At 64.5% G+C, this 23,407-nt stretch carries 19 protein-coding genes; 4 read left to right on the top strand and 15 right to left on the bottom strand.

From position 1 onward, the window contains the following. Nucleotides 1-107: 107 nt before the first annotated feature. From tolQ to J0I47_RS00625, 8 genes are all read right to left on the bottom strand, one after another. Nucleotides 108-800, bottom strand: a complete 693-nt coding sequence (gene tolQ / locus J0I47_RS00660) for a protein TolQ (protein WP_294044515.1) — start codon at nt 798-800, stop codon at nt 108-110. Continuing rightward, nucleotides 800-1,291 (bottom strand): tol-pal system-associated acyl-CoA thioesterase, encoded by a 492-nt coding sequence (ybgC, locus tag J0I47_RS00655; RefSeq protein WP_294044514.1) that lies wholly within the window; start codon nt 1,289-1,291, stop codon nt 800-802. Before ybgC ends, tolQ begins: the two co-directional genes overlap by 1 nt. A gap of 142 nt (nt 1,292-1,433) precedes the next feature. Then, nucleotides 1,434-2,456, bottom strand: a complete 1,023-nt coding sequence (ruvB, locus tag J0I47_RS00650; protein WP_294044513.1) for a Holliday junction branch migration DNA helicase RuvB — start codon at nt 2,454-2,456, stop codon at nt 1,434-1,436. Beyond that, nucleotides 2,449-2,844: a GFA family protein gene (locus tag J0I47_RS00645; RefSeq protein WP_294044512.1), complete on the bottom strand. Its 396-nt coding sequence runs from the start codon at nt 2,842-2,844 to the stop codon at nt 2,449-2,451. The genes ruvB and J0I47_RS00645 overlap by 8 nt, the downstream gene beginning before the upstream one ends. 28 nt (nt 2,845-2,872) lie before the next feature. Continuing rightward, a complete protein-coding gene (locus J0I47_RS00640; RefSeq protein ID WP_294044511.1) occupies nt 2,873-3,253 on the bottom strand; it encodes a GIY-YIG nuclease family protein in 381 nt (126 codons plus the stop codon). 18 nt (nt 3,254-3,271) lie between these two features. Then, entirely contained in the window at nt 3,272-3,865 is a 594-nt protein-coding gene (gene ruvA / locus J0I47_RS00635; RefSeq protein ID WP_294045823.1) for a Holliday junction branch migration protein RuvA, read from the bottom strand. A 111-nt stretch (nt 3,866-3,976) separates the two neighbouring features. After that, entirely contained in the window at nt 3,977-4,465 is a 489-nt protein-coding gene (gene ruvC, locus J0I47_RS00630) for a crossover junction endodeoxyribonuclease RuvC (RefSeq protein WP_294044510.1), read from the bottom strand. Nucleotides 4,466-4,583: 118 nt separating this feature from the next. Beyond that, nucleotides 4,584-5,327, bottom strand: a complete 744-nt coding sequence (locus tag J0I47_RS00625) for a YebC/PmpR family DNA-binding transcriptional regulator (RefSeq protein ID WP_294044509.1) — start codon at nt 5,325-5,327, stop codon at nt 4,584-4,586. 142 nt (nt 5,328-5,469) lie between these two features. Here J0I47_RS00625 and J0I47_RS00620 point away from each other — a divergent pair, with 142 nt between their 5' ends. Continuing rightward, nucleotides 5,470-6,894 (top strand): aldehyde dehydrogenase family protein, encoded by a 1,425-nt coding sequence (locus J0I47_RS00620; protein WP_294044508.1) that lies wholly within the window; start codon nt 5,470-5,472, stop codon nt 6,892-6,894. 535 nt (nt 6,895-7,429) lie between these two features. Here J0I47_RS00620 and J0I47_RS00615 read toward each other — a convergent pair. Both J0I47_RS00615 and J0I47_RS00610 read right to left on the bottom strand, forming a co-directional pair. After that, complete coding sequence (locus J0I47_RS00615) at nt 7,430-7,732, bottom strand: hypothetical protein (RefSeq protein WP_294044507.1); 303 nt, start codon at nt 7,730-7,732, stop codon at nt 7,430-7,432. Between the two features lie 19 nt (nt 7,733-7,751). Next, the gene (locus J0I47_RS00610) at nt 7,752-10,601 is read right to left on the bottom strand and encodes a pitrilysin family protein (RefSeq protein ID WP_294044506.1); all 2,850 of its coding nucleotides are present in this window, start codon (nt 10,599-10,601) and stop codon (nt 7,752-7,754) included. A 179-nt stretch (nt 10,602-10,780) separates the two neighbouring features. Here J0I47_RS00610 and clpB point away from each other — a divergent pair, with 179 nt between their 5' ends. Next, nucleotides 10,781-13,360, top strand: a complete 2,580-nt coding sequence (clpB, locus tag J0I47_RS00605; RefSeq protein ID WP_294044505.1) for an ATP-dependent chaperone ClpB — start codon at nt 10,781-10,783, stop codon at nt 13,358-13,360. A 7-nt stretch (nt 13,361-13,367) separates the two neighbouring features. Here clpB and J0I47_RS00600 read toward each other — a convergent pair whose 3' ends face one another. Beyond that, nucleotides 13,368-14,360, bottom strand: a complete 993-nt coding sequence (locus J0I47_RS00600) for a TauD/TfdA family dioxygenase (protein ID WP_294044504.1) — start codon at nt 14,358-14,360, stop codon at nt 13,368-13,370. Between the two features lie 22 nt (nt 14,361-14,382). On the opposite strand from J0I47_RS00600, the gene J0I47_RS00595 reads away from it, so the two are divergent. Next, a complete protein-coding gene (locus tag J0I47_RS00595; RefSeq protein WP_294044503.1) occupies nt 14,383-15,339 on the top strand; it encodes a hypothetical protein in 957 nt (318 codons plus the stop codon). Between the two features lie 5 nt (nt 15,340-15,344). Here the strand turns inward: J0I47_RS00595 and J0I47_RS00590 are convergent, their stop codons facing one another. The 3 genes from J0I47_RS00590 to J0I47_RS00580 form a co-directional block, all read right to left on the bottom strand. Continuing rightward, nucleotides 15,345-16,853: a putative 2OG-Fe(II) oxygenase gene (locus J0I47_RS00590; protein ID WP_294044502.1), complete on the bottom strand. Its 1,509-nt coding sequence runs from the start codon at nt 16,851-16,853 to the stop codon at nt 15,345-15,347. 212 nt (nt 16,854-17,065) lie between these two features. Further along, nucleotides 17,066-19,078: a tetratricopeptide repeat-containing sulfotransferase family protein gene (locus J0I47_RS00585; protein ID WP_294044501.1), complete on the bottom strand. Its 2,013-nt coding sequence runs from the start codon at nt 19,076-19,078 to the stop codon at nt 17,066-17,068. 149 nt (nt 19,079-19,227) lie between these two features. Beyond that, nucleotides 19,228-22,320 carry a TonB-dependent receptor gene (locus tag J0I47_RS00580; protein WP_294044500.1) on the bottom strand — a complete coding sequence of 1,031 codons (3,093 nt, stop codon included), beginning with the start codon at nt 22,318-22,320 and terminating at the stop codon, nt 19,228-19,230. A 201-nt stretch (nt 22,321-22,521) separates the two neighbouring features. Between J0I47_RS00580 and J0I47_RS00575 the strand changes: the two genes are divergently transcribed. Continuing rightward, nucleotides 22,522-23,034 (top strand): hypothetical protein, encoded by a 513-nt coding sequence (locus tag J0I47_RS00575; RefSeq protein WP_294044499.1) that lies wholly within the window; start codon nt 22,522-22,524, stop codon nt 23,032-23,034. Between the two features lie 159 nt (nt 23,035-23,193). Here J0I47_RS00575 and J0I47_RS00570 read toward each other — a convergent pair whose 3' ends face one another. After that, entirely contained in the window at nt 23,194-23,397 is a 204-nt protein-coding gene (locus tag J0I47_RS00570; protein WP_294044498.1) for a DUF2093 domain-containing protein, read from the bottom strand. Nucleotides 23,398-23,407: the final 10 nt, after the last annotated feature.

The raw sequence follows: 23,407 nt of genomic DNA, 5'->3' as shown, positions 1-23,407 counted from the left end.
AGCGCTGACGGAGAGGGCGGGCCACGGAGGGATCGCGTGCGGCGAACCCCCTCCACCGGCTTCGCCGGTCCCCCTCCCCGTCCCAGGGAGGATTTGGTTGGCCACCCTCACCGTTTCGCTTCCAACTGGCGGCTGAGGGTCGAGTGGAACCCGTCGGCGAAGCGGTTCAGCCGTGCCTCGACCTGGTTCACGCGGTGGCTGAAGCGGTTGTACGCGATCAGCGCGGGGATCGCCGCGAACAGCCCGATCGCGGTCGCGAACAGCGCTTCGGCGATGCCCGGCCCCACCGTCACCAGCGACGTGTTCTGCTGCGCCGAGATCGCGGTGAAGGTCGACATGATCCCCCACACTGTGCCGAACAGCCCGACGAACGGCGCCGCACCCGCCACCGTCGCCAGCACGTTCAGCCGGTCGGCCAGCTTGTCGGTCTCGCTCGCGACCGCCGCGCCCATCGCCGTCGCCAGCCGCTCGCGCACGCCCTCGCGATCGACGATCCCGCCGGCGGTCGAGCGGCGCCATTCGGTCACCCCCGCGGCGAACACCCGCGCGACCGGCGTGCCGGCTTCCCCTTGTGCCTTGTAGAAGGCGTCGATGTCGTTGGCGGTCCAGAAATCGCTCTCGAACTTCGCGGTCTGGCGCCGCGTCGCGGCCAGCTTGCGCGAGGCGCCGATGATGATCGCCCAAGTCCAGATACTGGCGACCAGCAGCCCCAGCATCACGATCTGCACCACGATGTCGGCATGCAGCAGCAGCGCGAGCGGCGAGGTCGAATCCTTCGAAAGATCGAGGCTCCAGTGCATCAGTCCGTCTCGTCCCCTGTGTTCGCACCCGTCGCTTCGGGCTGCCAGATCAATGCCTCGTACGCCGACACCCAGGCGGCGGGCTGGCGTCGCGGTCGGCCGTCGGGACCGACCAGAGCAGCGACGACATCCGCCGCCGCCAGCCATTCCGACCCGCGCATGACTCTCTGATGAATGGCGACCGCCGCCGCCCTCACCTGGATCAGCCGCGACACCACGATCAGCGCGTCGTCCAGCCTGGCCGGGCGGCGGTACTTGATCGCGAGTTCGGCCACCGCATAGGCGCTCCCGCCCGCCTCCATCGTCGCGCGCTGGTCGATCCCGACCAGCCGCAGCATGTCCGACCGCGCGCGCTCCATGAAGCGGAGATAATTGGCGTGATAGACCACGCCCGATAGGTCGGTGTCCTCGAAATACACCCGCACCGGAAAGCGATGCTCGCGACCGTCGAAGCGTCCTTCGACGGGCTGGTCGGTGGCGACGGCGGTCATGGTCAAGGCGCTGTAGCGGCGCGGGGCGGCGAGGCAAACCCCTCGCGCGGTCATCGATCGCCGCATTCCTGCGAAAGCAGGAATCCAGAGTCACGAGCGTCGCATTCGACACTCTGGGCTCCTGCTTCCGCAGGAGCACGGTTCAATCGAACAGACCATCCTGCGTGGCAGCCGGCGGATTGAGCCCGAGGTGCTTCCACCCGCTTGCATTCAGGCAGCGCCCGCGCGCGGTGCGGGCGACCAGGCCGAGCTGGATCAGATACGGCTCGATCACTTCCTCGATCGTATCGCGCGGTTCGCTCAACCCCGCGGCCAGCGTCTCCACCCCGACCGGGCCGCCGCGATAGATGTCCGCGATCATGTGTAGGTAGCGGCGATCCATCGCGTCGAGCCCGAGCTTGTCGACTTCCAGCCGCGACAGCGCGGCATCGGCGGCGATCGCATCGACCGTCTCGCGCCCGGCGACATTGGCGAAATCGCGCACCCGCCGCAGCAGCCGCCCGGCGATCCGCGGGGTGCCCCGGCTGCGCCGCGCGATCTCCTGCGCACCATCGGGCGCGACGTGCAGGTCGAGCAGGGCGGCGGCGCGCGTCACCACCTTTTCCAGCTCGTCCACCGTGTAGAAACTGAGCCGCACCGGAATGCCGAAGCGATCGCGGAGCGGCGTCGTCAGCAGCCCCTGCCGCGTCGTCGCCCCCACCAGCGTGAAGCGCGGCAGGTCGATCCGCACGCTGCGCGCCGATGGCCCCTCGCCGATCATCAGGTCGAGCGCGCGATCCTCCATCGCCGGGTACAGCACTTCCTCGACCGCGGGCTGGAGCCGGTGGATCTCGTCGATGAACAGCACGTCGCCGTCCTCGAGATTGGTGAGGAGCGCGGCGAGGTCGCCCGACTTCGCGATCACCGGGCCGCTGGTCGCGCGGAACCCCACGCCCATCTCGCGCGCGATGATCTGCGCCAGCGTCGTCTTGCCCAGCCCCGGCGGCCCGAAGAACAGCACGTGATCGAGCGCATCACCGCGCGCCTTCGCCGCCGCGATGAACACCCGCAGATTCTCGCGCGCCGCCTTCTGCCCGACGAACTCGTCGAGCGACTTCGGGCGCAGCGCGGCGTCGACGTCGTCGGGCTTGCGCGCGGGAGCGAGGAGGCGATCGTCGTCAGTCATAATGGTCGATGCCCTCGCCGACGATCTCGACCCAATCGTGCTTGCGGCTTTCGTAGACCGAATATTCGGGCGGGGGGAAGCTCGGGTCGGCGAAGGTACCGATCGGCACCGCATACAGATCGTGATGCGGGCGGGCGTTGTACCACAACGTCGTGCCGCACTCGGGACAGAAGTGGAAATCGGACGCATTGCCTTCGTCCGACACGCGCGACCATGTCTTCGACCGGCCGGTAACGGTCACTTGCTCCGCCGGAAACCGCGCCTGTGCCGCGAACGCGCTACCCGAACGCCGCTTGCAATCGCGGCAATGGCACACAGAGATACGGACGGGATCGCCGACGCAGGTGAGCGAGAGCTGGCCGCAGAAGCAGGTGGCGGTGCGAGTCACCTCGATCCTCCGTCATGCTGAACTCGTTTCAGCATCCATCGCGCCGCGCGCGATCCGGCAACGACTCGAACCCCAGCCCCACCGCCAGATCCGACCAGTCGGGGTTCTCGCTTTCGGTCAGATTGATCTTCCATTGTCGATGCCAGCGCTTCAACTGCTTCTCGCGCGCGATCGTCTCGGGCATCGACGCGAGCAACTCGTATCGCATCAACCGAGCGACGCCGTATCGCGAGGTGAAGCCGGCCACCGACCCGGTGCGGTGCTGGTGCAACCGCTCGATCAGATGCGCCGTCACGCCGATATAGATCGTGCCGTGCGGCCGACTCGCGAGCAGATAGACGCATGGTTGCATTGCCACCCCGCCTGGACGTCGCTCGACGCCCGACGGATGCTGAAACGAGTTCAGCATGACGGACTAGGAGAGGAATCACTTCGCCGCCTTCCGCAGCGCCAGCCGGACCAGTGCGTCCAGCCCCGCGCCCGCGCCCAGTTCCTCCTCCGCCGCGCCGACCGCGGCATTCGCTTCGGGCGGGCGGAAGCCGAGGTTGAGCAGCGCCGACACCGCGTCCTGCGCCGCGCCCGCCGCCACCGCGACCGGGGTGACGCCGCCGGGGATCACGCCGCCGGCCTTGTCCTTCAACTCGCGCACGATGCGTTCGGCGAGTTTCGGTCCCACCCCGTTCGCGCGGCCGATCATCGCCTTGTCCTGCGCGCCGATCGCGCGCGCGAGCTCGGCCGGGTCGAGCACCGACAGGATCGCGAGCGCCACGCGCGCACCGACGCCCTGTACCCCGGTCAGCAAGCGGAACCAGTCGCGCTCGTCGGGCCGGGCGAAGCCGACCAGCCGGATCGAATCCTCGGCCACCAGCATCTCGGTGAACAGGGTCGTCGCCTCCCCCACCGGCCCGATGCTGCCGAGCGTCTTCGCCGACGCCCCGACCAGATAGCCGACCCCGCCGACATCGATCACCGCATGGTCGATGCCGGTCGCTTCCAACCTTCCCCTGAGATGCGCGATCACGCCTTGCCACCACCCGTCATGCCGGGCTTGTCCCGGCATCCACCGGGCGGCAAGCACCGCTTTCGCCTCGTATGCGGCAGGGTGGACCCCGGAACAAGTCCGGGGTGACGGCTAACGGGAAAGCCGCCGCGCGCTCGCCAGATGATGCGCGTGGCAGATCGCGACCGCCAGCGCGTCGGCGGCGTCGGCGCCGGCGATCTTCGCGCCGGGCAACAGGCGCGCGACCATCGCGTGGACCTGGGCTTTTTCCGCGCCGCCGACGCCGACCACCGCCTTCTTGACCAGTCGCGCGGCATATTCGCCGGGCTCGATCCCGGCGCGGGCGATGCTGAGCAGCACGACGCCGCGCGCCTGGCCGAGCTTCAGCGTCGATTGCGGGTTGGCGTTGACGAACACCTCTTCGACCGCCGCCGCCTGCGGCGCGTGATCGGCGATCAGCGCGGTGAGCATCGTGTCGAGATGTGCCAGCCGCCGAGCCAGGCTTTCCTTCGCGTCGGTCTTCAACTGGCCGTTGGCGAGATGCGACAGCCGGTTGCCCTCGGCGCGGATCAGGCCCCAGCCGGTCGTGCCGAGCCCGGGGTCGAGGCCGAGGACGATCAAAATCCCTCTCCCATCGGGAGAGGGAGGGAGCCGCGAAGCGGCGGAAGGGTGAGGGTGAAGAAGAGCCGCCGGTTTCGACCCTCACCCTTCCCTCTCCCGATGGGAGAGGGAGATGCGCTCACCCCAACTTCTCCATCACCGCGTCGGACACCTCGTAATTGCCCCACACGGTCTGCACGTCGTCGTCGTCGTCGAGCGCGTCGATCAGCTTGAACAGGGTCGCGGCGTCGCCCTCGCCGACTTCGACCATCGTCTGCGGGCGCCAGGCGAGCTTCGCGCTCTCCGCTTCGCCCAGCACCGGCTCCAGCGCCTTGGCGACTTCGTGCAGGCTCGACTGCTCGGTCCAAATTTCGTGGCCGTCCTCGCTCGACGTCACGTCCTCCGCGCCGGCCTCCAGCGCCGCCTCGAACACCGTGTCGGCGTCGCCGGCCTTGGCCGGATATGCGATCAGCCCCATCCGGTCGAAGGCGTGGCTGACCGAGTTCGGCGCGCCGAGGTTGCCGCCGTTCTTGGCGACCGCCGTCCGCACGTTGGTCGCGGTGCGGTTGCGGTTGTCGGTCAGCGCCTCGATGATGAGCGACACGCCGCCCGGGCCGAACCCTTCGTAGCGGATTTCCTCGTAATTCTCGGCATCGCCGCGGCTCGCCTTGTCGATCGAGCGCTGGATGTTGTCCTTCGGCATCGATGCCGCCTTGGCCGCATTGACCGCGGCGCGCAGGCGCGGGTTCATGTCGGGATCAGGCAGGCCCATCTTCGCCGCGACGGTGATTTCGCGGCTGAGCTTAGAAAAGGCACCCGAGCGCTTCTTATCTTGCGCGCCCTTGCGGTGCATGATGTTCTTGAACTTGGAATGGCCGGCCATTGGGTCCTCTTAGGGCTGTGCGCGATCCTCTAGCCGCGGGTGGGGAACGGGTCAAAGCACGCGCGAAGGGTTTCGGCTTGCAACGCTTCCGCCACGGCCTACAACACGCGCCATACCGGATATTCCAAAGACGGAGGCGAGGATGAAGAGCTACCTGAAGCAGTATATCGACGGCGCGTGGGTCGATAGCGAGGGCGGCAAGCGCCACGAGGTGATCGACCCCTCGACCGAACAGCCGGTCAGCGAAATCACGCTCGGCACAGCCGCCGACGTCGACAAGGCGGTCGCCGCCGCGAAGAAAGCGTTCAGGACCTATTCGCAGACCTCGGTCGAGGACCGCGTCGCGTTGCTCGAGCGGATCATCGAGGAATACAAGGCGCGCATCCCCGACCTTGCCGCCGCCACCAGCGAAGAGATGGGCGCGCCGATCGGGTTCGCCAACATGGCGCAGGCGCCGGCGGGGCTCGGCTATTTCATGGGCACGCTGGCCGCGCTCAAGGAGTTCAAGTTTTCGGAAAGCATCGGCAAGAACCGCGTCGTGCACGAGCCGATCGGCGTGGTCGGCATGATTACGCCGTGGAACTGGCCGCTCAACCAGATCTGCGCGAAGGTCGCGCCCGCGCTGGCCGCCGGGAACACGATGGTGCTCAAACCGTCCGAGGAAGCACCCGGTTGCGCGGTGGTGCTGGCCGAGATCCTCGACAAGGCCGGTGTGCCGGCGGGGGTGTTCAATCTGGTCAACGGTGACGGGCCGGGGGTCGGCGCGGCGCTGTCGAGCCACAAGGATGTCGACATGGTGAGCTTTACCGGCTCGACGCGTGCCGGGATCGCCGTCGCCCAGGCCGCCGCGCCGACCGTCAAGCGCGTCCACCAGGAACTCGGCGGCAAGGCGCCGAACCTGGTGCTGAAGGGCGCCGATCTGCCCACCGTGCTGCCGCCGACCGTGCAGGGCGTGCTGGCGAACAGCGGGCAGAGCTGCATCGCCCCGACCCGCTTGCTCGTCCACGACAGCCAGGTCGCCGATGCGACCAATGTCGTGAAGGGAATCATGGAAGCGACGCAGGTCGATGCCGCGAGCGTGATGGGCGGGCATATCGGCCCGGTCGTCAACAAGGCGCAGTACGAGAAGATCCAGGGCCTGATCCAGTCGGCGATCGACGAGGGCGCGACCCTGGTGACCGGCGGAACCGGGCGCCCGGACGGGCGCAATGCCGGCTTCTTCGTCAAGCCGACCCTGCTGGCGGACGTGACGCCGGAGATGCGCATCTATCGCGAGGAAACGTTCGGCCCGGTCGCGACGATCACCCGCTACGGCGACGACGACGATGCGATCGCGATGGCGAACGACACCGATTATGGCCTGTCCGCGACGATCTCCGGCGATCCGGCGGAGGCGGCGAAGGTCGCGCCGAAGCTGCGCGCGGGGCTGGTGACGATCAACGCGTGGAGCGGCGGCGGCGGGACGCCGTTCGGCGGGTACAAGCAATCGGGCAATGGTCGCGAGGGCGGTAAGTATGGGCTGGCGGACTTCATGGAGTTGAAGACGATTGTTGGAGAACCGGCGTAAAATAGCGGCGCTATTTTACCAGAACCGGTTCGCCCGGCCGGCGGTGCCTTCCGGCATCGTCCGACGGCGCGGATTTACTCCGCGCCCGGGCCGCTGGTTAGTGCGGTCCCGCCTCCTCCACTACCCCACCCCGGCAAACGCCGGGCCCAGGCGGGGGACGCCAGCGAGAGACGTTGCGCTCCGTTACCTCCGCCTTCCCGACTGGGCCCCGGCCGTCGCCGGGGTGGCGGTTGGAGAGTAAGCGAAAGGCCCCTACCCCACCCGTCACCCCGGCCCTGAGCCAGAGGCCCGCTACTTCATCAATCGCCAAAAAAGCGGGACCTCGGCTCAAGGCCGAGGTGACGAAGATCTCAGGAGACCATGTCCAAACACGAACGGTGCGAGAGAGCGTCAGGTCGATCATGCCCCCGGCATGATCTGAACGATGCGGGGCATCGTTTACCTGTCGCTCCCGCGCCGTCAGCCGCGGCTGGGCGCCGCGCCGGCCATCGGTACTCGCCGGCGGCTGTCGCCGCCGGATCACCCTCCAGCTGCGTTAGGCGGTTCGAGTCCCCGTCAACGGAAAGCTCCCGAACGCGCCCGCCGTCACCGTCCCCGTGATCGTATCCCCGTCCACCGTCGCTTCGTTGGTCAGCGTCATCGGCATCGGCACGGTGATCGCGACCGACCAGGTCAGCTTGTCGCCGTCGACCTTGCCGTCGGTGATGTCCATCGATCCCATCGCGCCGGCCTGGGTACCGGTCCAGGTGTCGCCGTCGCTCTTGACGGTCAGCGTCGCCTTCTGGTCGCCCATCGGCGACTTCACGACCGTTTCGTAGGTGCCGTCGACTGCCATCATCTCTCTCCCGGATATCGTGTCAGCGGCTGCCGAGCGACGCCGCTGGAACGACCTCGACAGGCAGCCCGACCTTGTCAAGCTGCGGCCGGACGGTGCGGGCGTCGCCGACCACCACCCAGATCAGCCGCTTGGGATCGAGCGTCGCGCGCATGACGCTACGGAGTTGGGGCAAAGTCAGCGCACGGAAGCGCGCGGCGACGGTCGTGTAATAATCGTCGGGCCGACCAAAAAGGACGTTGGACTGCATCGCGCCGATCACCGCGCCGGACGTCTCGAAATTGCCGGGCAGCGAGCGGATCGATCCGGCGACGGCGCGGTCGAACTCGGCGGCCGTCATCGGCTGGTCGCCGACATAGCCCGCCAGGTCCTGGGTCGCGGCGACGATCGAGTCCCCGGTGCGATCGGCCTGCACCCCGGTCGAGATCAGGTAGGGCGTCGCACCGCGGGCGCGCATGAAGGTGCCGCTCGCGCCATAGGTCCAATGCTTGCCCTCGCGCAGGTCCATGTTGATCCGACCGAGGAAGCCGCCGCCCAGCCCGTCGTTCGCCGCCGCCAGCGGGAGCATATCCGCCGTCCCCACCAGATTCGTCGGCACCGCGCCCAGCAGCACCGATTGCGGCGAATCCGGGCGATCGATCAGCACGATCCGCGGCGTGACCGGGGTCGCGACGTCGGCCGATCCCTTGACGCCCGGCGTACCCGTCATCCGCCAGTCGCCGAGACTGCGATCGAACGCCGCGGCGACTTCCGCCAGCGGGCGGTCGCTGACGACGAAGATCGTCGCCTTGTCGGGGCGGAGCCATGCCTGGCGGAACGCGATCAGGTCGTCGCGGGTCAGCCTGGCGACGGCAGAGCGATCGCCCCCGCCGAACGACTTCGCATATGGCGAGGTCGCCCCATAGATCCGCGGCATCGCCGCGCGATAGACCAGCGCATTGGGATTGGTCAGTTCGGACGCGATCTCCGCGAGCTGCTGGCTGCGCGACAATTCGATCTCGCTGGCGCGGAACGACGGGTTGCGCAGTACGTCGGCGAGCAGCGCGATACCCGGCGTCAGGTTGACGCTGGGCACCGACATGCCGACCGAGGTGCGATCGAAATCGGCGCCGGCGCCGATCCCGATGCCCAACCGTTCCTTCGCCTCGGCGAACTGCTGCGCATCAAGCGTGGTGGTGCCGGCGGCCAGACCGGCCAACGTCAACTGCTGCGTCCCGAGCGCGGTCGGCACGTCGGCGGAGATGCCGGCATCGAAGCTGACCTGAACGGTCGTCATCGGGGTCGCGGTGCGCCGGGCATAGACGACAGTGATGCCGTTCGCGAGCGTCGCCCGCCTGACCTGGGGGAAGGTCAGGTCGGCGATCGATCCCGCCACGGGCATCGCGCCACGCGTCCCCTTGAGCGCGACGTCGGGCGCGGCGACGACCGCGCGGGCCGGCGGCACCACGGCCTCCGCATAGGCGTCGCGCGGGCCGGGTTCGATGGTCAGGCCGTAGACCGGCCGCCCCAGCCACCTGGCGGTGACCGCCTTGACGCCGACCGGGGTTTCGGCCGCCAGTTCGGCCAGCTCCTTCTTATAATGGCCCGGATCGTTGCTGTAGAGCGCCCCTTCCGCCAGAGCGACCGCCTTGCCGCCGAACCCGCCGACCGACTCGAGCCCCTGGATGCGCCCGGCGATGGTCGACACCTGGAAGCGCTTCACTTCGTCCGCGGTCGGGCCGGTCGCGACGAACTGCGCGATCATCTCGTCGAGCCGCTTGGCGACCAGTGCGGGGTCAACGCCAGGCCGCACGTCGGCGCTGACGGTGAAGATGCCGACCTGCGCGAAGGTCTCGTTGAACGCATTGACGCCGACCGCCAGCTTGTCCTTGCGAACCAGCTCCTGGTTCAGCCGCGAGCTCCTCATACCGCCGAGCACGCCGGCCGCGACGTCGAGTGCGACATTATCCGGATTGTCGTTCCCCGGCACCGCCCAGGACCGGATGATCCGGGTCATCGCGACGCGATCCTTCATCGTCTCGAAGACCGGCTTGGCCAGGGTCGGCACCGGCGCGGCGGGCAGCACGGTCTTCGGCCCCGCCGGGGTGGCGCCGAAATATTTCTCGACCAGCGGCTTCGCGGTCGCGACGTCGATGTCGCCCGCCAGCACCAGCACCGCATTGTTCGGCCCGTAATGCGAGCGGAACCATTCCTTGACGTCGGCCAGGCTCGCGCTGTCGAGGTCGGCCATCGAGCCGATCGTGGTATGCTGGTACGGATGCCCATCGGGGAACAGGCCCGTCAGCCGCTTGTACTGGACCAGGCCATAAGGCTGGTTGTCGCCCTGCCGCTTCTCGTTCTGGACGACGCCGCGCTGCTCGTCGAGCACGGCCTGGGTGATCGCCCCCGTCAGGTAGCCCATGCGGTCGCTTTCGAGGAACAGCGCGCGGTCCAGCGCCGGGGTCGGCACCGTCTCGAAATAATTGGTCCGGTCGAAATAGGTCGTGCCGTTCAGGTCAGTCGCGCCGACATCCTTGAGCGGCGCGAAGAAATCGCCCGGCGCATTCTCGCTGCCGTTGAACATCAGATGCTCGAACAGGTGCGCGAAGCCGGTCTTGCCCTTCGGCTCCATCTTCGACCCGACATTATACCAGACGCTGACCGCCACGACGGGCGCCTTGCGGTCGGTATGCACGACGACGCGCAGGCCGTTCCTCAGCGTGAACTGGGTGTAGGGGATGTCGATCGAGCGCGCGAGCACCGCGACCGGTGCCGCCGCCGGGATAGCGGGTGCGGTGATCGCCGGCGCGGCGCGACGCCCCGGCGCGGCCGATGCCGCCGACACGAGCGCGACCGCCGCGACGCCGCACAGCGCGATGAATTTGGCCTGCATGATGATCCCCTCCGACCCGGATATTGTCGCCGCCGCCGCTAATATGCCATCCAGCATGCGGCAAGCGGCATGCCGGCCGTTGCGCTTATTCCGGCGCGTTTTGCCGGTTCGATCCGATCGCCCCTTGTGTTGCATAATAGCAACACTACCTTGCAGCCAACGGCAGACAGGGATTCCGCATGAACCTCGAGAAATTCACCGATCGCGCGAAGGGCTTCCTCCAGGCGGCGCAGACGATCGCGATCCGACTCAACCACCAGCGTATCACGCCCGAGCATGTGTTGAAGGCGCTGCTCGACGACGAACAGGGCATGGCGAGCGGATTGATCGCAGCGGCCGGCGGCGACGCCAAGAAAACGGCGAGCGAGACCGACCTCGCTTTGTCGAAGATCCCGGCGGTGTCGGGCAGCGGCGCGCAGAATTCGCCGGGCCTCGACAACGACACGGTGCGCGTTCTCGACCAGGCCGAGGAGATCGCGAAGAAGGCGGGCGACAGCTACGTCACCGTCGAGCGGCTGCTGGTCGCGCTGACGCTGTCGTTCAACACGGCGGCGGGCAAGGCGCTGAAGGCGGCTGGCGTGACGCCCGAGGGACTGAACGCCGCGATCAACGAACTGCGCGGCGGCCGCACCGCCGACACCGCCGGGGCCGAGGATCGCTACGACGCGCTCAAGAAATTCGCCCGCGACCTGACCGAGGTGGCGCGCGCCGGCAAGCTCGACCCCGTGATCGGCCGCGACGAGGAAATCCGACGCACGATCCAGATCCTGGCGCGCCGGACCAAGAACAACCCTGCCCTGATCGGCGAGCCCGGCGTCGGCAAGACCGCGATCGCGGAAGGGCTGGCGCTGCGCATCGCCAATGGCGACGTGCCCGACACGCTGAAAGACCGCCGCCTGATGGCGCTCGACATGGGCGCGCTGATCGCGGGCGCGAAGTATCGCGGCGAATTCGAGGAGCGGCTGAAGGGCGTGCTCGACGAGGTGAAGGCCGCCGAGGGCGACATCATCCTGTTCATCGACGAGATGCACACGCTGATCGGCGCGGGCAAGGGCGACGGTGCGATGGACGCATCGAACCTGCTCAAGCCAGCCTTGGCGCGCGGCGAGCTCCATTGCGTCGGCGCCACCACGCTCGACGAATATCGCAAGTACGTCGAGAAGGACCCCGCGCTGCAGCGGCGCTTCCAGCCGGTATTCGTCGGCGAGCCGACGGTCGAGGACACCATCTCGATCCTGCGCGGGTTGAAGGAGAAATACGAACTGCACCACGGCGTGCGGATCACCGACGCGGCGTTGGTGTCGGCGGCGACGCTGTCGAACCGCTACATCACCGACCGCTTCCTGCCCGACAAGGCGATCGACCTGATGGACGAGGCCGCGTCTCGCATCCGGATGGAAGTGGAGTCGAAGCCCGAGGCAATCGAGACGCTCGACCGCCGCATTATCCAGCTCAAGATCGAGCGCGAGGCGCTGAAGAAGGAAACCGATGCCGCGTCGCAGGACCGGCTCGCGACGCTGGAGGGCGACCTTGCCAATCTTGAGCAGCAATCGGCCGAACTCACGCAGCGCTGGCAGGCGGAAAAGGACAAGATCGGCGCCGAAGCCAAGCTGAAGGAACAGCTCGACGCCGCGCGCATCGCGCTCGACCAGGCGCAGCGCTCGGGCGACCTCGCCAAGGCGGGCGAGCTGTCCTACGGCACGATCCCGACGCTCGAAAAGCAACTCGCCGAGGCGGCGGGCTCGACCACGGGCGCGATGTTGCGCGAGGAAGTCACCGCCGAGGACATCGCCGCCGTCGTCAGCCGCTGGACCGGCATCCCGGTCGACCGGATGATGGAGGGCGAGCGCGAAAAGCTGCTCGCGATGGAGGCCGAGCTCGGCAAGCGCGTGATCGGGCAGGCGGAGGCGGTGCGCGCCGTCTCGACCGCCGTCCGCCGCGCACGCGCCGGGCTACAGGATCCCAACCGCCCGCTCGGCAGCTTCCTGTTCCTCGGCCCGACCGGCGTCGGCAAGACCGAGCTGACCAAGGCGCTCGCCGAATTCCTCTTCGACGATGCCTCGGCGATGGTCCGCATCGACATGAGCGAGTTCATGGAGAAGCATTCAGTCGCCCGCCTGATCGGCGCGCCCCCGGGCTATGTCGGGTATGAGGAAGGCGGCGTGCTGACCGAAGCGGTGCGCCGGCGGCCGTACCAGGTCGTGCTGTTCGACGAGGTCGAGAAGGCGCATGGCGACGTGTTCAACGTGCTGCTCCAGGTGCTCGACGATGGGCGTTTAACGGATGGCCAGGGACGGACGGTCGATTTCACCAACACGATCATCGTGCTGACGTCGAACCTGGGCTCGCAATTCCTGACGTCGCTCGGCGACGGCGAGGACGTCGCGTCGGTCGAGCCGCAAGTGATGGAGATCGTCCGCACGCACTTCCGCCCGGAATTCCTCAACCGCCTCGACGAGATCGTCCTGTTCCACCGCCTCGGCCAGAGTGAGATGGCGCCGATCGTCGACATCCAGGTCACCCGCGTGGCCAAGCTGCTCGCCGACCGCAAGATCGCCATCGACCTGACCCCCGCCGCCCGCGACTGGCTCGGCCGCGTGGGGTACGACCCGGTCTACGGCGCCCGCCCCCTGAAACGCGCGGTGCAACGCTATTTGCAGGACCCGCTGGCCGACCTGATCCTATCGGGCGGTGTGCGTGATGGGCAGACGGTGAGCGTGGATGAGGGGGATGGAAGGCTGAACTTGTCGGTTGGGTGATGTACGCTCATCGTACCAGATCTGGAGGAAGTGGCGGTCGAAAATCCTCTCGCCGCCATATCGCGTCGACGGGTTCTTCCGGATTCGGACAGGCAAACTTGAGGTAACCGAAGAAGGTCGCGACCAGACGCGTTCCCCCGTCGACGATCGCGGTTCTCCCGTGCATGAACCGCGTGTTGTCGAGCATCAGCACATCACCGGATTGCCACGATATCTCGGTGGCAATCCGGTCGCCAGCCGACTTGATCGACTGCAACCACACCTCAGGAACCGACGTCCCGTCATCGAGCAAGGGAAAATCCGTCCGGTTATTATTGAATCGCGCAAACAGCAGGAAATTTCCGAATGCGGGAGCGTCGATGAACATCGGGCGGTGTAATGCCGGTCTTGAAAAATATCGGACGACCCTGTCCCCCCTCCGCTCGAAACGGTAGGGGCACGATTGCGGCGGACTAGACAACAATGCATCATCGGGCTCGCCGGAACCTAACCAATATTCCAGCAATGCCGGCCATGTCGGCATGACATAAACGAGGCGACGCCCCGCCAAGCCCGACCGGACTACCTCTGGCAACGCACGATTGAGGGCCACGCCATCGCAAATCGTGGTTCGACCGCCGACGCTCGGTGCCGACAGGCATCCGAACATCGCAACGTCGGGCTTCCATGGCTCGCGTGCCAACTCAGGATGAAGCGCAAATGCCCGCGTTCCGGCATCCACCGCATGGATATGATGAGCGGCGTCGATCGGTTGCCTCCCCCGACTTTCGTTGACTACCGCCGTCGCGCAAAACTGCCGCGCAAAGTCTCGAAAATGAACGGCGTCCGCGCAGAATCCTCGTAGCAGGATAGCGCCATGCGTTCGGTACAGATCGATGATCGTTGCAGGATCGACCTCGAGAACATCGCGCTCATTCGTCCGCTCAATGAGCACATAGGGAGTGGCGGCGTCGGGCAATCGCACGGCTGTCATAACGGTAAGCAGGATAGCGACCGCCAACCACCCACGCTATAGGTTGCGTATGACAGACGACCTCTTCACATCGCCTGATCATTTTCTCCATTCGTTCGATGGTCCCGACGCGATTTTTGTGGAGATGGATCGCGACGCCTATCATCGATCGATCTTTCTCGACGGACGTATTTCGCTTGCCGCTGAGGGGTCGCGACGCCGATCGATCACGGAGTTGATCGCATCATCGCCGCCGGCGTTACCGGTGGGCTGGATCTTTCACATGGCGCACTGTGGATCCACCCTTTTGGCGCGAGCGCTCGACGATCCGGCGAGTAACATCATTATGCGCGAGCCTGTCGCTCTGCGCCAGACGGCCATAATCGGCGATCGCACTCGCCTGCCGATGGTCGTCGCGATGCTTAGCAAGCGCTACCGAGCCGATGCGCCGACCATCATCAAAGCAAACGTCCCGGTCAACTTTCTGTTGGACGGCCTCATCGAGCTTGATCCCTCCGCCCCGGCGATATTTTTGCACTGCGAGCTTCGCGACTATCTCCTCGCCATCCTGCGCAGCGATGGTCACCGCGCCTGGTTACGCACGTTGACCACGCGCCTTGCGCAGTATCTCGGCGATCTATCCGGATCATCGGATGCTCGACGAGTTGCGGCGCTCTGGCTTGCGCAGACTCGTGCGTTTGCCAGCGCCGTCGACACTATGCCGCGGGCCCGAGTGATCGAGACCGAGGCGTTCTTCGCCGCCCCCGCGCCCATCATTGAGCGCGCCGCGCAACATCTCGGCATATGTTCAACAAAGGCCACCATCGACGCGACGATAAACGGCGGATTGCTGGCCACCTATTCGAAGGACTCGACCATTCCGTTCGATAACGATGCGCGATTGGCTCGACGTGCGGCGTTGGAAGTCGTGCTCGCTCCCGAAATCGCGGAGGCGCAAGAACTGGTCGATCAGGCAGGCGGCAAAGCAGCCGCCAACCGGTTAGCCGAGGCGCGGTTAGCGATGTAGTGCAATCACGGCCGCGGCCGAGCGACGTCGAAGGCAACCGTCAGCCGTTCACCGTCAGCGAATGGCAGGGTTGCGTGCCACATCGTCGAAGGGAACAGCACAAGGCGACCCGGTTTCGGCTCGATCAATCGCGACGGACCGAGGTCATTGGCAAACTCTCGCGGGGGTGCTCCAAGCGCCAGCCAGCCGCTATTGTCTTCGCCGCGTGTCACCGCATCCGGCAATGCGATGTAGAGGGCCGAACTGAACCAGCCAGCCGGATGGATGTGACTGTCATGGAAACCAGCGCCGGCAAGACGCACCGACCACGACCCCGCCAGCCGTATTGGCCGATCACGACGATGCATCAAGATCGGATGCCTGCCGTCGCCTACGGGCAATTTGTCGAGATGGTCTTTCACCGCGTCCAATATCGCCATACGCAGCGCGACGATGAGCGGGTCGATCCTCAACAGCAAATCGCCATCCGTTTGCGTACCGCCGCGGACCGACTGGTCGAGATGGCGGTCGGTCGCACGATGCAGCGCGGTGAGATGATCGGCCAATTCGTCCAAAGGAGGCAGCACGTCCGCCAAGTCGATCACCGAAACGAGAGCGGGCTGCTCAAGCCACGCAATTCTCGGATCGCCATTGAGACGCCAAACGATAGCTGCGTATGGCCATAACAAGGGATCTTCGGCAACGAGCCGAGGCTCGATCAACGTTGCAGCTTCGTCGACGCGACGAAAACGCAACAGGTGGCGTACGCGATGTACAGCGAGCATCGGATCGGCTGACTCGGCCAGGCGAGCGAACAACCGATCGCCTTTCGCCTCGTCACCAAGTTCCGATGCGGCCACCGCCTCGTAGGCATCAAGGAACGGTGCAGCGCCGATACGGAACCGAGCCCGTGCAATCGCGGTAAGCGCCGCGTCGAATTGTCGACTGCGAGACAAGATTGCGATCAGCGTCTGCCACAGCGGAATATTGTCGGGTAACTGGGCAAGCGCCTCGTCGAACGATGTCGTCGCCGCGGTCCTGTCGCCCAGCATCCAACGCAACTGGCTCAACCGCTCATGACCACTTGTCCATGTCGGATGTGCCGAAACGACGGCTGCCAGACCAGCCATGGCGCCACTTCCATCGCCGGACGCCAAGCGGGCAGCCGCCAAGCCGAACACAGCGTCGTCCGATAATGGCGCAAGCTGCAATGCCCGATCAAACGACGCGACTGCCGGTATGCCGGCTTCCAAAGCGACCTGAGCGCTGCCTCGTGCGATCAGCGGATCATCCGGAGCCGCCATCGTGGCACGCTTGAATGCCGCGATGGCTCGGCGGTGGTCGGCTAGCGACCGATATAACAGACCGGTCCATTGCCAAAGCCGCGCGTCGTTTCCGGCTTCGGCCGCACGTTCGACCAGCGTCAGAGCATCGATTTCGCCGTCTTCGGCAAGCGCCGTTTCCGCCAACCATTCCAGCGTGGCGACATCGAACGGCATCCGCCGCGCCTGCGAAAGCGCGGCGGCAAAGCTCATGAAGCAATGAAGTCCACGCCGTCTGCTTTCATGATAAAGCGGACAGCATATTGGTCATGAGGAACAACGTCGCGATGCGACCTGCGCACGGAAAATGCGAATCGAGACCTTCGACCCCGATTCTAGCGTGCACGTCATAATTCGGGCCACACCATGTTATGCAACCGATCCGGGCGCATTGGCAAGGACGAGCCCGTCATCGCGATCCGCCCTCAATCATCGTATCCGTATTGCGAGATCCATGGCTTGAGAACAGGCAGTATCGGTGCCAACTGTCGACGATAACGCTGCCAACGACCTGCCGAACGCGCATAGATCGGTTCGGTGACCTGCGAATAGCTCGCGGTGGAAATCGTTCCCCGTTCGGCGGCAGTTCGTTGATGGTCGAGCGCAGATTCATGCCAATCCAGGTCTAGGAAATCGAAGAGTGGCCGTAATTCTCCTGCGGTGTCGGCCACCATTCCTTCGTAGGTAACCTGATGCAGCGAAATACGCATCAGCAAGCTCGACTGCTTCCAGAACGCGAAGGTCTGATCGTATACCCAAGCCGCCGTATCGAGATCCAGGAAGTTCACCATGGCATTGTTGAGGCGGAAATTGGTGATGTAGCAACTCAACAAGACGTCGCACGGGTGACGCATCGCCAATATGAAGCGAGCGTCAGGAAATAGCCGGTGAATGATCGGCACCTTGTTTAGATGCAGAGGAAACTTGTCGACGAGCAAAGCCCCCGGTCGACGATCGATAAGCTGGTCGACATTGTCGAAATATGTACGACGGAGCGCGGAAACGGCGTCGTGATCGAGCTTTGCAAGACGCTCGATACTCCCCAGTTCCTGTTCGACCCGAGTCAAGGGCGGCAGTTCCTCCATCACCTGTACGTCAGGATGCCCCATCAGCATCGTATCCAGCAAAGTCGTTCCCGATCGCGGAAAACCCACGAGGAAGACCGGACTGGTGAATTCGTCGTCAGGTACGAAGGGTATCCAGCTTTCATACCAATCGGGTGTCACGATGCTGCGATCGACGGTCAACGCCTCGCGGTATTCCGCGGCGCGCCGCAGGGGTTGCGAAGGATCCTCCATCTGGATCCGGTTCATTTCGGCGAATGCGGTAAAAGCGGCGTCGACGTCCCCCAGCCGATCGTGAAACTGGCCCGCCAACTGCAACCGTCGGATCGGCTCGACATCGTCGGGCACTGTCTTGAGCGCAACCAGACCCTCGGCAAACCGTCGCTCTCGACGAAGCTGAAGCGCACGAATGAAATCGATCGCACCGGACTGGATATCGTTTCGCTTCGCGAGTTCGATGAGGGCCGGGAACTCCTCCGACCTGTTCGTGTGTTCAAGCAGGACACCAAGCAAGACATGCGCATCGCGATGACTCGGATCGAGCTTGATCGCATTCCTAAAAGCATCGCCAGCGGCATCCATCTGCCAACCGATGATACGCTCGACCCCAAGCTTGACTTGCAAATCGGAGTCTCCGGCATCACGCCTTACTGCTTCTTCCAACGCATCAAGCGCTTCCGGATCACGCGCGAGTTGCTTGAACAAAGCACACAGTTCGATCAGCGGCTTGGCGTCACCAGGAAATTCGCTCGCCATCGCTTGCAAGACATCGATTGCCTCGTCCCACTGCTCCGCTGCAACCAAGGTCGCGGCCAGATTGATCCGCACGGGAGCGACATCGGGACGAAGTGCGACGGCTCGCCGCAACGCTTGAACACTCCCCTCCAGATCGCCTGCGCCTGCACAGGCATTGCCCAGATTGTTCCAGCTTTCGAAATCGTCCTCAGCTTCACGAACGACACATCGATATGCATCAGCTGCCGCGGCGAATTGCTCGCTTTGCTGCAGAAGATAGCCTCGCATCCGCCACAATCGAAACGAGCGGTCACCATCCGCAAGCGATGGCGTGCAGACAGATAGCGCTCCTGCAATGTCGCCTTGTTCGGTCAACGCGGTAATCAAATTGCACGCGATGGTAACGTCGTTCGGAAATGCGGCGTGGGCTTGCCGGAGATGGCTCGCGCCGGCGGCGAAATCACCGATCCGACAGCACAGCATTCCCAACATTGCATGCAACTGTGGAGACTGAGGATCACCCAGCAGCGCCTGTTCACCGATTTGGCGTGCCGTTGCCACATCGCCGCGACGCGCCGCAGTCAACGCGATACGCATTGCCTCCTCGGTCGCGCGGGCAGTCATCGTCGTCGTGTTCATCTCCATCAAATAGGCCGCCAACCCGATCTGCAAAAGAAAGAATCCGCCGAAAGCGAGCCGTAACAGTCAAATTTGCCATATTGGGCACGCGCAAAAAAAGGCGGCGGACCAAAGCCCGCCGCCCTGTCAGCTCAACTGCGTTAGCTTGCTCAGAACTTGAGCGTCACCGACGCGTACAGGTACCGGCCCAGCGCGTCGTAGACCGCCGGATAAGTATTGCCGTTACAGAAGCCGGTCGGGCACGCGCTCAGCGAACCCGCAGCATTGCCCGACGTCACCAGCGGTGGCTGCCGGTCGAGCAGATTGTTCGCGCCGAGCCGGAACGTGTAATGATCGCCGATGACGAACGTCGATGCCAGATCGAAATAGCTCTGGCCGCTGATGCGCGAACCGAACGCGAAATATCCGGCCTGCGAAAGCGACGGGTTCGAGCTCGAATAATCGACCTTGACCGGTCCGAAATACCGCCACTGCGCCGAAATGCCGATGCCGTTCTGGAACGTGAAGCCAGCGCGCAACTTGTGACGCCACTTCGGCGCAGGCACGCCGCAGATAACGCCATAATATCCGGCGCAGTCATACGGCTGCGACAGGCCGTTGTTGGTGGTGAACTTGTCGAGATACGTTCCGACCAAGCTCAGCGACGCCGTACCGAGGCTTCCGACCGGTGCCGAATAGCTGCCGTTGACGTCGATGCCCTTCGTGCTCACGCCGCCGATATTGGCAGCGATATCCGTGATATACCCATCGGTCGTCAACCAAAGCGACCCGCTGACCGGATTGCGATGGATAAGGCCGCAAGCCAGCGGATTCTGGCTTGCCACGCAGGTCGTGATGATCGCGTCCGCGCCGAAGCCCTGGATCGCGTTCGTCACCTTGATGTCATAATAATCGACGCTGAGCGCAAACCGCGGCATGAAGCGCGGCTGGAGCACGACGCCGAACGACTTGGTGGTCGCCCGCTCGGGGTTCAGCGTCGGCGTGCCGCCGATCAGGCCGTTATACTGACCAGCCGGATTGGACGGAGTCGACTGACCGACGCGCAAGCCAGTTGCGATACAGCCGACGTCGGCCGCCGTGATGACGCGGCCCGCGCACGGATCGGTCGATCCGTCGAGAGCCACGTGCTGCGTGGCGAACAATTCCTGAATGTTCGGCGCCCGCACCGCGCGGTTATAGCTCGCACGGAAACGGATATCGCGTACCGGAGCGAATTCGACACCCAGCTTGTACGTATCGGTATTGAACGCTCGACCGTTGCTCAGCGAATAGCTGGAGTAGCGATAGCCACCGGACAGCGTAAGATCGTTGAAGAAACTATCGCGGACCAGCGGAACCTGCGCTTCGCCGAAGAACTCGGTGACGTGATAGCTGCCCGAGATCGGCAACGTCGCACCACCCTGACCGCTCAAGTCGCCGGTCGCGAACTCCTGATCGACCGTGAGATCGAGCTTTTCCTTGCGATATTCCGCACCGACGTTGATCGAAATGCCCTCGTTCGCCCACGGGCTCTTGATCCCATACTCACCGAGCCGGCCGGTGATCGAGCCGCTGGCGACCTGCTCGGAAAGAACGCCGCGCTGGAAACCCGGCGTCGACAGATACGCAATCGCAGCCGGCGTCACGTTCTGACCGAAGATATCGTACGGAACGCAGTTGGGATCGGTGCCGTCCCGAACCGACCGACAGATCGGCGTCCCGTTCGGCCCGGTGACCACGTCAAGCGCCTTGGTCAGTCGAGAAACAGAGACGTCGTTGTTATACGTTTCGGCGAACAGCGTACGACCGTACTGATAATAAGCGTCGTAGGACCATGGCTTGCCGAGATCGCCCTTCATACCGACGAGGCCGCGATACTCGGTGTGTTCACGGTCGTCCTGACGGGGCCCGCCTTCGACATTGCGGCGCAGGAGCTGGAAGAAGCCCTTATTGTATATCTGCCCGGTGGTCGGATCGATGAAGTTGATCGGCGTTCCGGTGGCGTTGGTCTTCTGCGTGAGCGGGAAGGTACCCAAGAAACCATTGACCAGGTTTTCCTGCGCGCACGCAATCGTCTTGGCTTGCGACGAGAGCAGAGGATTGTCGCAATTGATCGTTAGCGTGTTACCGAAATCGCCCGACGGCGCGATCTGCGCTACCGACCGATCGTCCATGAACATGAACTCGGCGTACGGCTTGATCGAGTCGTTCACGTCATAGTGCGCGAAGAAGCCCGCCGTGTACCGTTCGTCCGGACGCTGATAATAGTTGGTCGGAGCAAAGTTGTAACGCGTCCGGCCGGGTATCAGGGTTCTGTTGGCGCCGATCTGATAGAAAGTCGACGTGCCGCTGTGATACACAACCGCATTGCCGGGCGTCGACGTCGACGAACCGCCGCACTGCAGCGCCGTCGCCGAAGCGTTCTGAACGGTACAGGCACTGTAATCGCGCCGGTTCTGCTTGATGGCGTCGACTCGACGATATCCGAAATAACCGGTGATATGTCCCCGATTGTCGTCGAAGCCGGCACCGACGGTGAGCGTCGTGTCGACACCGCCGCCGTCGGCAACCTGACCGGTCGGATAGCCGTAATTGGCAAAGCCCGCCTTCGTACGCGCATCAAGAAGCGGCGGCGTGATCGTACTACGGTTGTCGTGGTTATACAGGCTGTACTGACCGTCGAGCCGGATACCCGTGAAGTCGGTATCCATGACGAAGTTGACGACGCCAGCAACCGCGTCCGCGCCATACGTCGCCGAAGCGCCGCCCGTCAGGACGTCCACACGCTTGATCAGCGACGACGGGATCGCATTCAAGTCGGCCGACGAGTCGTTGGGATCGCCCGGCAGGAGGCGACGGCCATTGATCAGGACCAGCGTGCGAACAGAACCAAGTCCGCGAAGGTTGACGGTCGCCGTACCGGTCGCGCCGTTGGACACCGTGCTAGCCTGGCTCGCGAAAACCTGCGGCAGCGAATTGAGCATATCCTCGACGCGAGTCGTGCCCTGGAGCTTCAGCTCTTGCGCCGTCACGACCGTGATCGGCGATACGGAAGCAAGGTTGGGGGACGCGATGCGCGAACCCGTAACGACGATGTCGGCAGGCGGCGTGGTGCTGGTATCGGTCTGAGCGACGACGGGGGTCGTCGTGGTCTGCGTTTCCGGTGCGGGCGTGGTCTGCGCGGCGGCGGGCATCGCCACAATTGCTAGACCAATCGCAACGGGCGCTGCGCTCAGCTGGAGCGCTACCTTGGATTTCATCATCGGAACATCCCTTGCTAAATTACACGGCAGGCACCTCCATCACTCGCGGATGGCTCAATAGCCCTGTCGTATTTCACTCGTTTGCAATCAGCACTGTCGCTTGTAAACGAGTAAGGTGTTTCCGGTGACGCAAGTAAAAAAACTGTCACTTTCTGGCAACAGCGGCCGAGGGGACCCGCAATGTGGAATCGATGCCTGTCGTTGTCGATGATCGCCGGGATAGCGGCATGTTTGTCGAGCGCCGCCAGCGCCAAAAACGAGCCGCCCCGATCACAAGCACTGGAGTCGGTTGTGTCGTGCCAAAAGCTCACCGACCACGACCAGCGCCTTGCCTGCTTCGATCGCGAGGTCTCGAAATTGGATCAAGCGGAGCGTGACGGAAAAGTCGCCGTGGTTGACAGTTACCAACTTGTCGAAGCCAAACGCTCGCTCTTTGGATTGCGCCTGCCGCGTATTCGGTTGTTCAGCGGAGCGGTGCGCGGCGACGAGGAGGTATCCGTAGTCGCCTCAAAGATAATTTCGATTGGATCGACAGGTGACGGGCGAGTCAGGTTTACGACGACGGAGGGCGCCAATTGGGTTCAGGATGACGATCAGGTCGTTGCCGGTCGAATCGATCCGGGATCCGACGTGACGATCAAGCGAGGCGCGCTAGGCTCGTACTTCGCAACGATCGCTCACCGTCCGGGATTTTCCGTCCATCGTGTAAACTAGCGATAGCACCTTCCTATCGGCTTTGTACGATCGGTGCCCAATGAATGAAATGCGTCGGTGTTGACTGGCGGACCGTTCAGATCGCCATTCCTTCCAACCGACGATTTATGTACTCGTCGGCATGACGTCGCTTAGCGCGGTTGCTTCGCCGAATTGCGATTATCGTTTCGTCGTTTCGGCCGCCAATGCCGCCGCCGCGTCCACGTACGCCTCCTGCTTCGCCACGCTCCAGTAGCGCAGGTCGTCGAGGTCGATCGTGGCGCCCGACACGGCGCAGGTCACGTGGCTGCCGGGGCTGAGCACGCGAAAGCCGTTGGCCATATAGTGCAAGCGGGCGGGGCGATCGGTGTTGGACATCAGCATCTGGTGCGTT

It is taken from the genome of Sphingomonas sp., assembly GCF_017304635.1.
GTDB lineage: Bacteria > Pseudomonadota > Alphaproteobacteria > Sphingomonadales > Sphingomonadaceae > Sphingomonas.
This window is presented reverse-complemented; position numbering and strand designations above follow the sequence as displayed.

Excerpts from the sequence above, each read along its gene's own strand:
- J0I47_RS00595 (WP_294044503.1), top strand. The coding sequence starts at position 14,383 with ATGACAGACGACCTCTTCACATCGCCTGATCATTTTCTCCATTCGTTC.
- J0I47_RS00625 (WP_294044509.1), bottom strand. The coding sequence starts at position 5,327 with ATGGCCGGCCATTCCAAGTTCAAGAACATCATGCACCGCAAGGGCGCG.
- J0I47_RS00640 (WP_294044511.1), bottom strand. The coding sequence starts at position 3,253 with ATGCTGAACTCGTTTCAGCATCCGTCGGGCGTCGAGCGACGTCCAGGC.
- ruvB (WP_294044513.1), bottom strand. The coding sequence starts at position 2,456 with ATGACTGACGACGATCGCCTCCTCGCTCCCGCGCGCAAGCCCGACGAC.
- J0I47_RS00610 (WP_294044506.1), bottom strand. The coding sequence starts at position 10,601 with ATGCAGGCCAAATTCATCGCGCTGTGCGGCGTCGCGGCGGTCGCGCTC.
- J0I47_RS00615 (WP_294044507.1), bottom strand. The coding sequence starts at position 7,732 with ATGATGGCAGTCGACGGCACCTACGAAACGGTCGTGAAGTCGCCGATG.
- J0I47_RS00580 (WP_294044500.1), bottom strand. The coding sequence starts at position 22,320 with ATGATGAAATCCAAGGTAGCGCTCCAGCTGAGCGCAGCGCCCGTTGCG.
- J0I47_RS00570 (WP_294044498.1), bottom strand. The coding sequence starts at position 23,397 with ATGCTGATGTCCAACACCGATCGCCCCGCCCGCTTGCACTATATGGCC.
- J0I47_RS00620 (WP_294044508.1), top strand. The coding sequence starts at position 5,470 with ATGAAGAGCTACCTGAAGCAGTATATCGACGGCGCGTGGGTCGATAGC.
- J0I47_RS00590 (WP_294044502.1), bottom strand. The coding sequence starts at position 16,853 with ATGAGCTTTGCCGCCGCGCTTTCGCAGGCGCGGCGGATGCCGTTCGAT.
- clpB (WP_294044505.1), top strand. The coding sequence starts at position 10,781 with ATGAACCTCGAGAAATTCACCGATCGCGCGAAGGGCTTCCTCCAGGCG.
- J0I47_RS00585 (WP_294044501.1), bottom strand. The coding sequence starts at position 19,078 with ATGAACACGACGACGATGACTGCCCGCGCGACCGAGGAGGCAATGCGT.
- ybgC (WP_294044514.1), bottom strand. The coding sequence starts at position 1,291 with ATGACCGCCGTCGCCACCGACCAGCCCGTCGAAGGACGCTTCGACGGT.
- tolQ (WP_294044515.1), bottom strand. The coding sequence starts at position 800 with ATGCACTGGAGCCTCGATCTTTCGAAGGATTCGACCTCGCCGCTCGCG.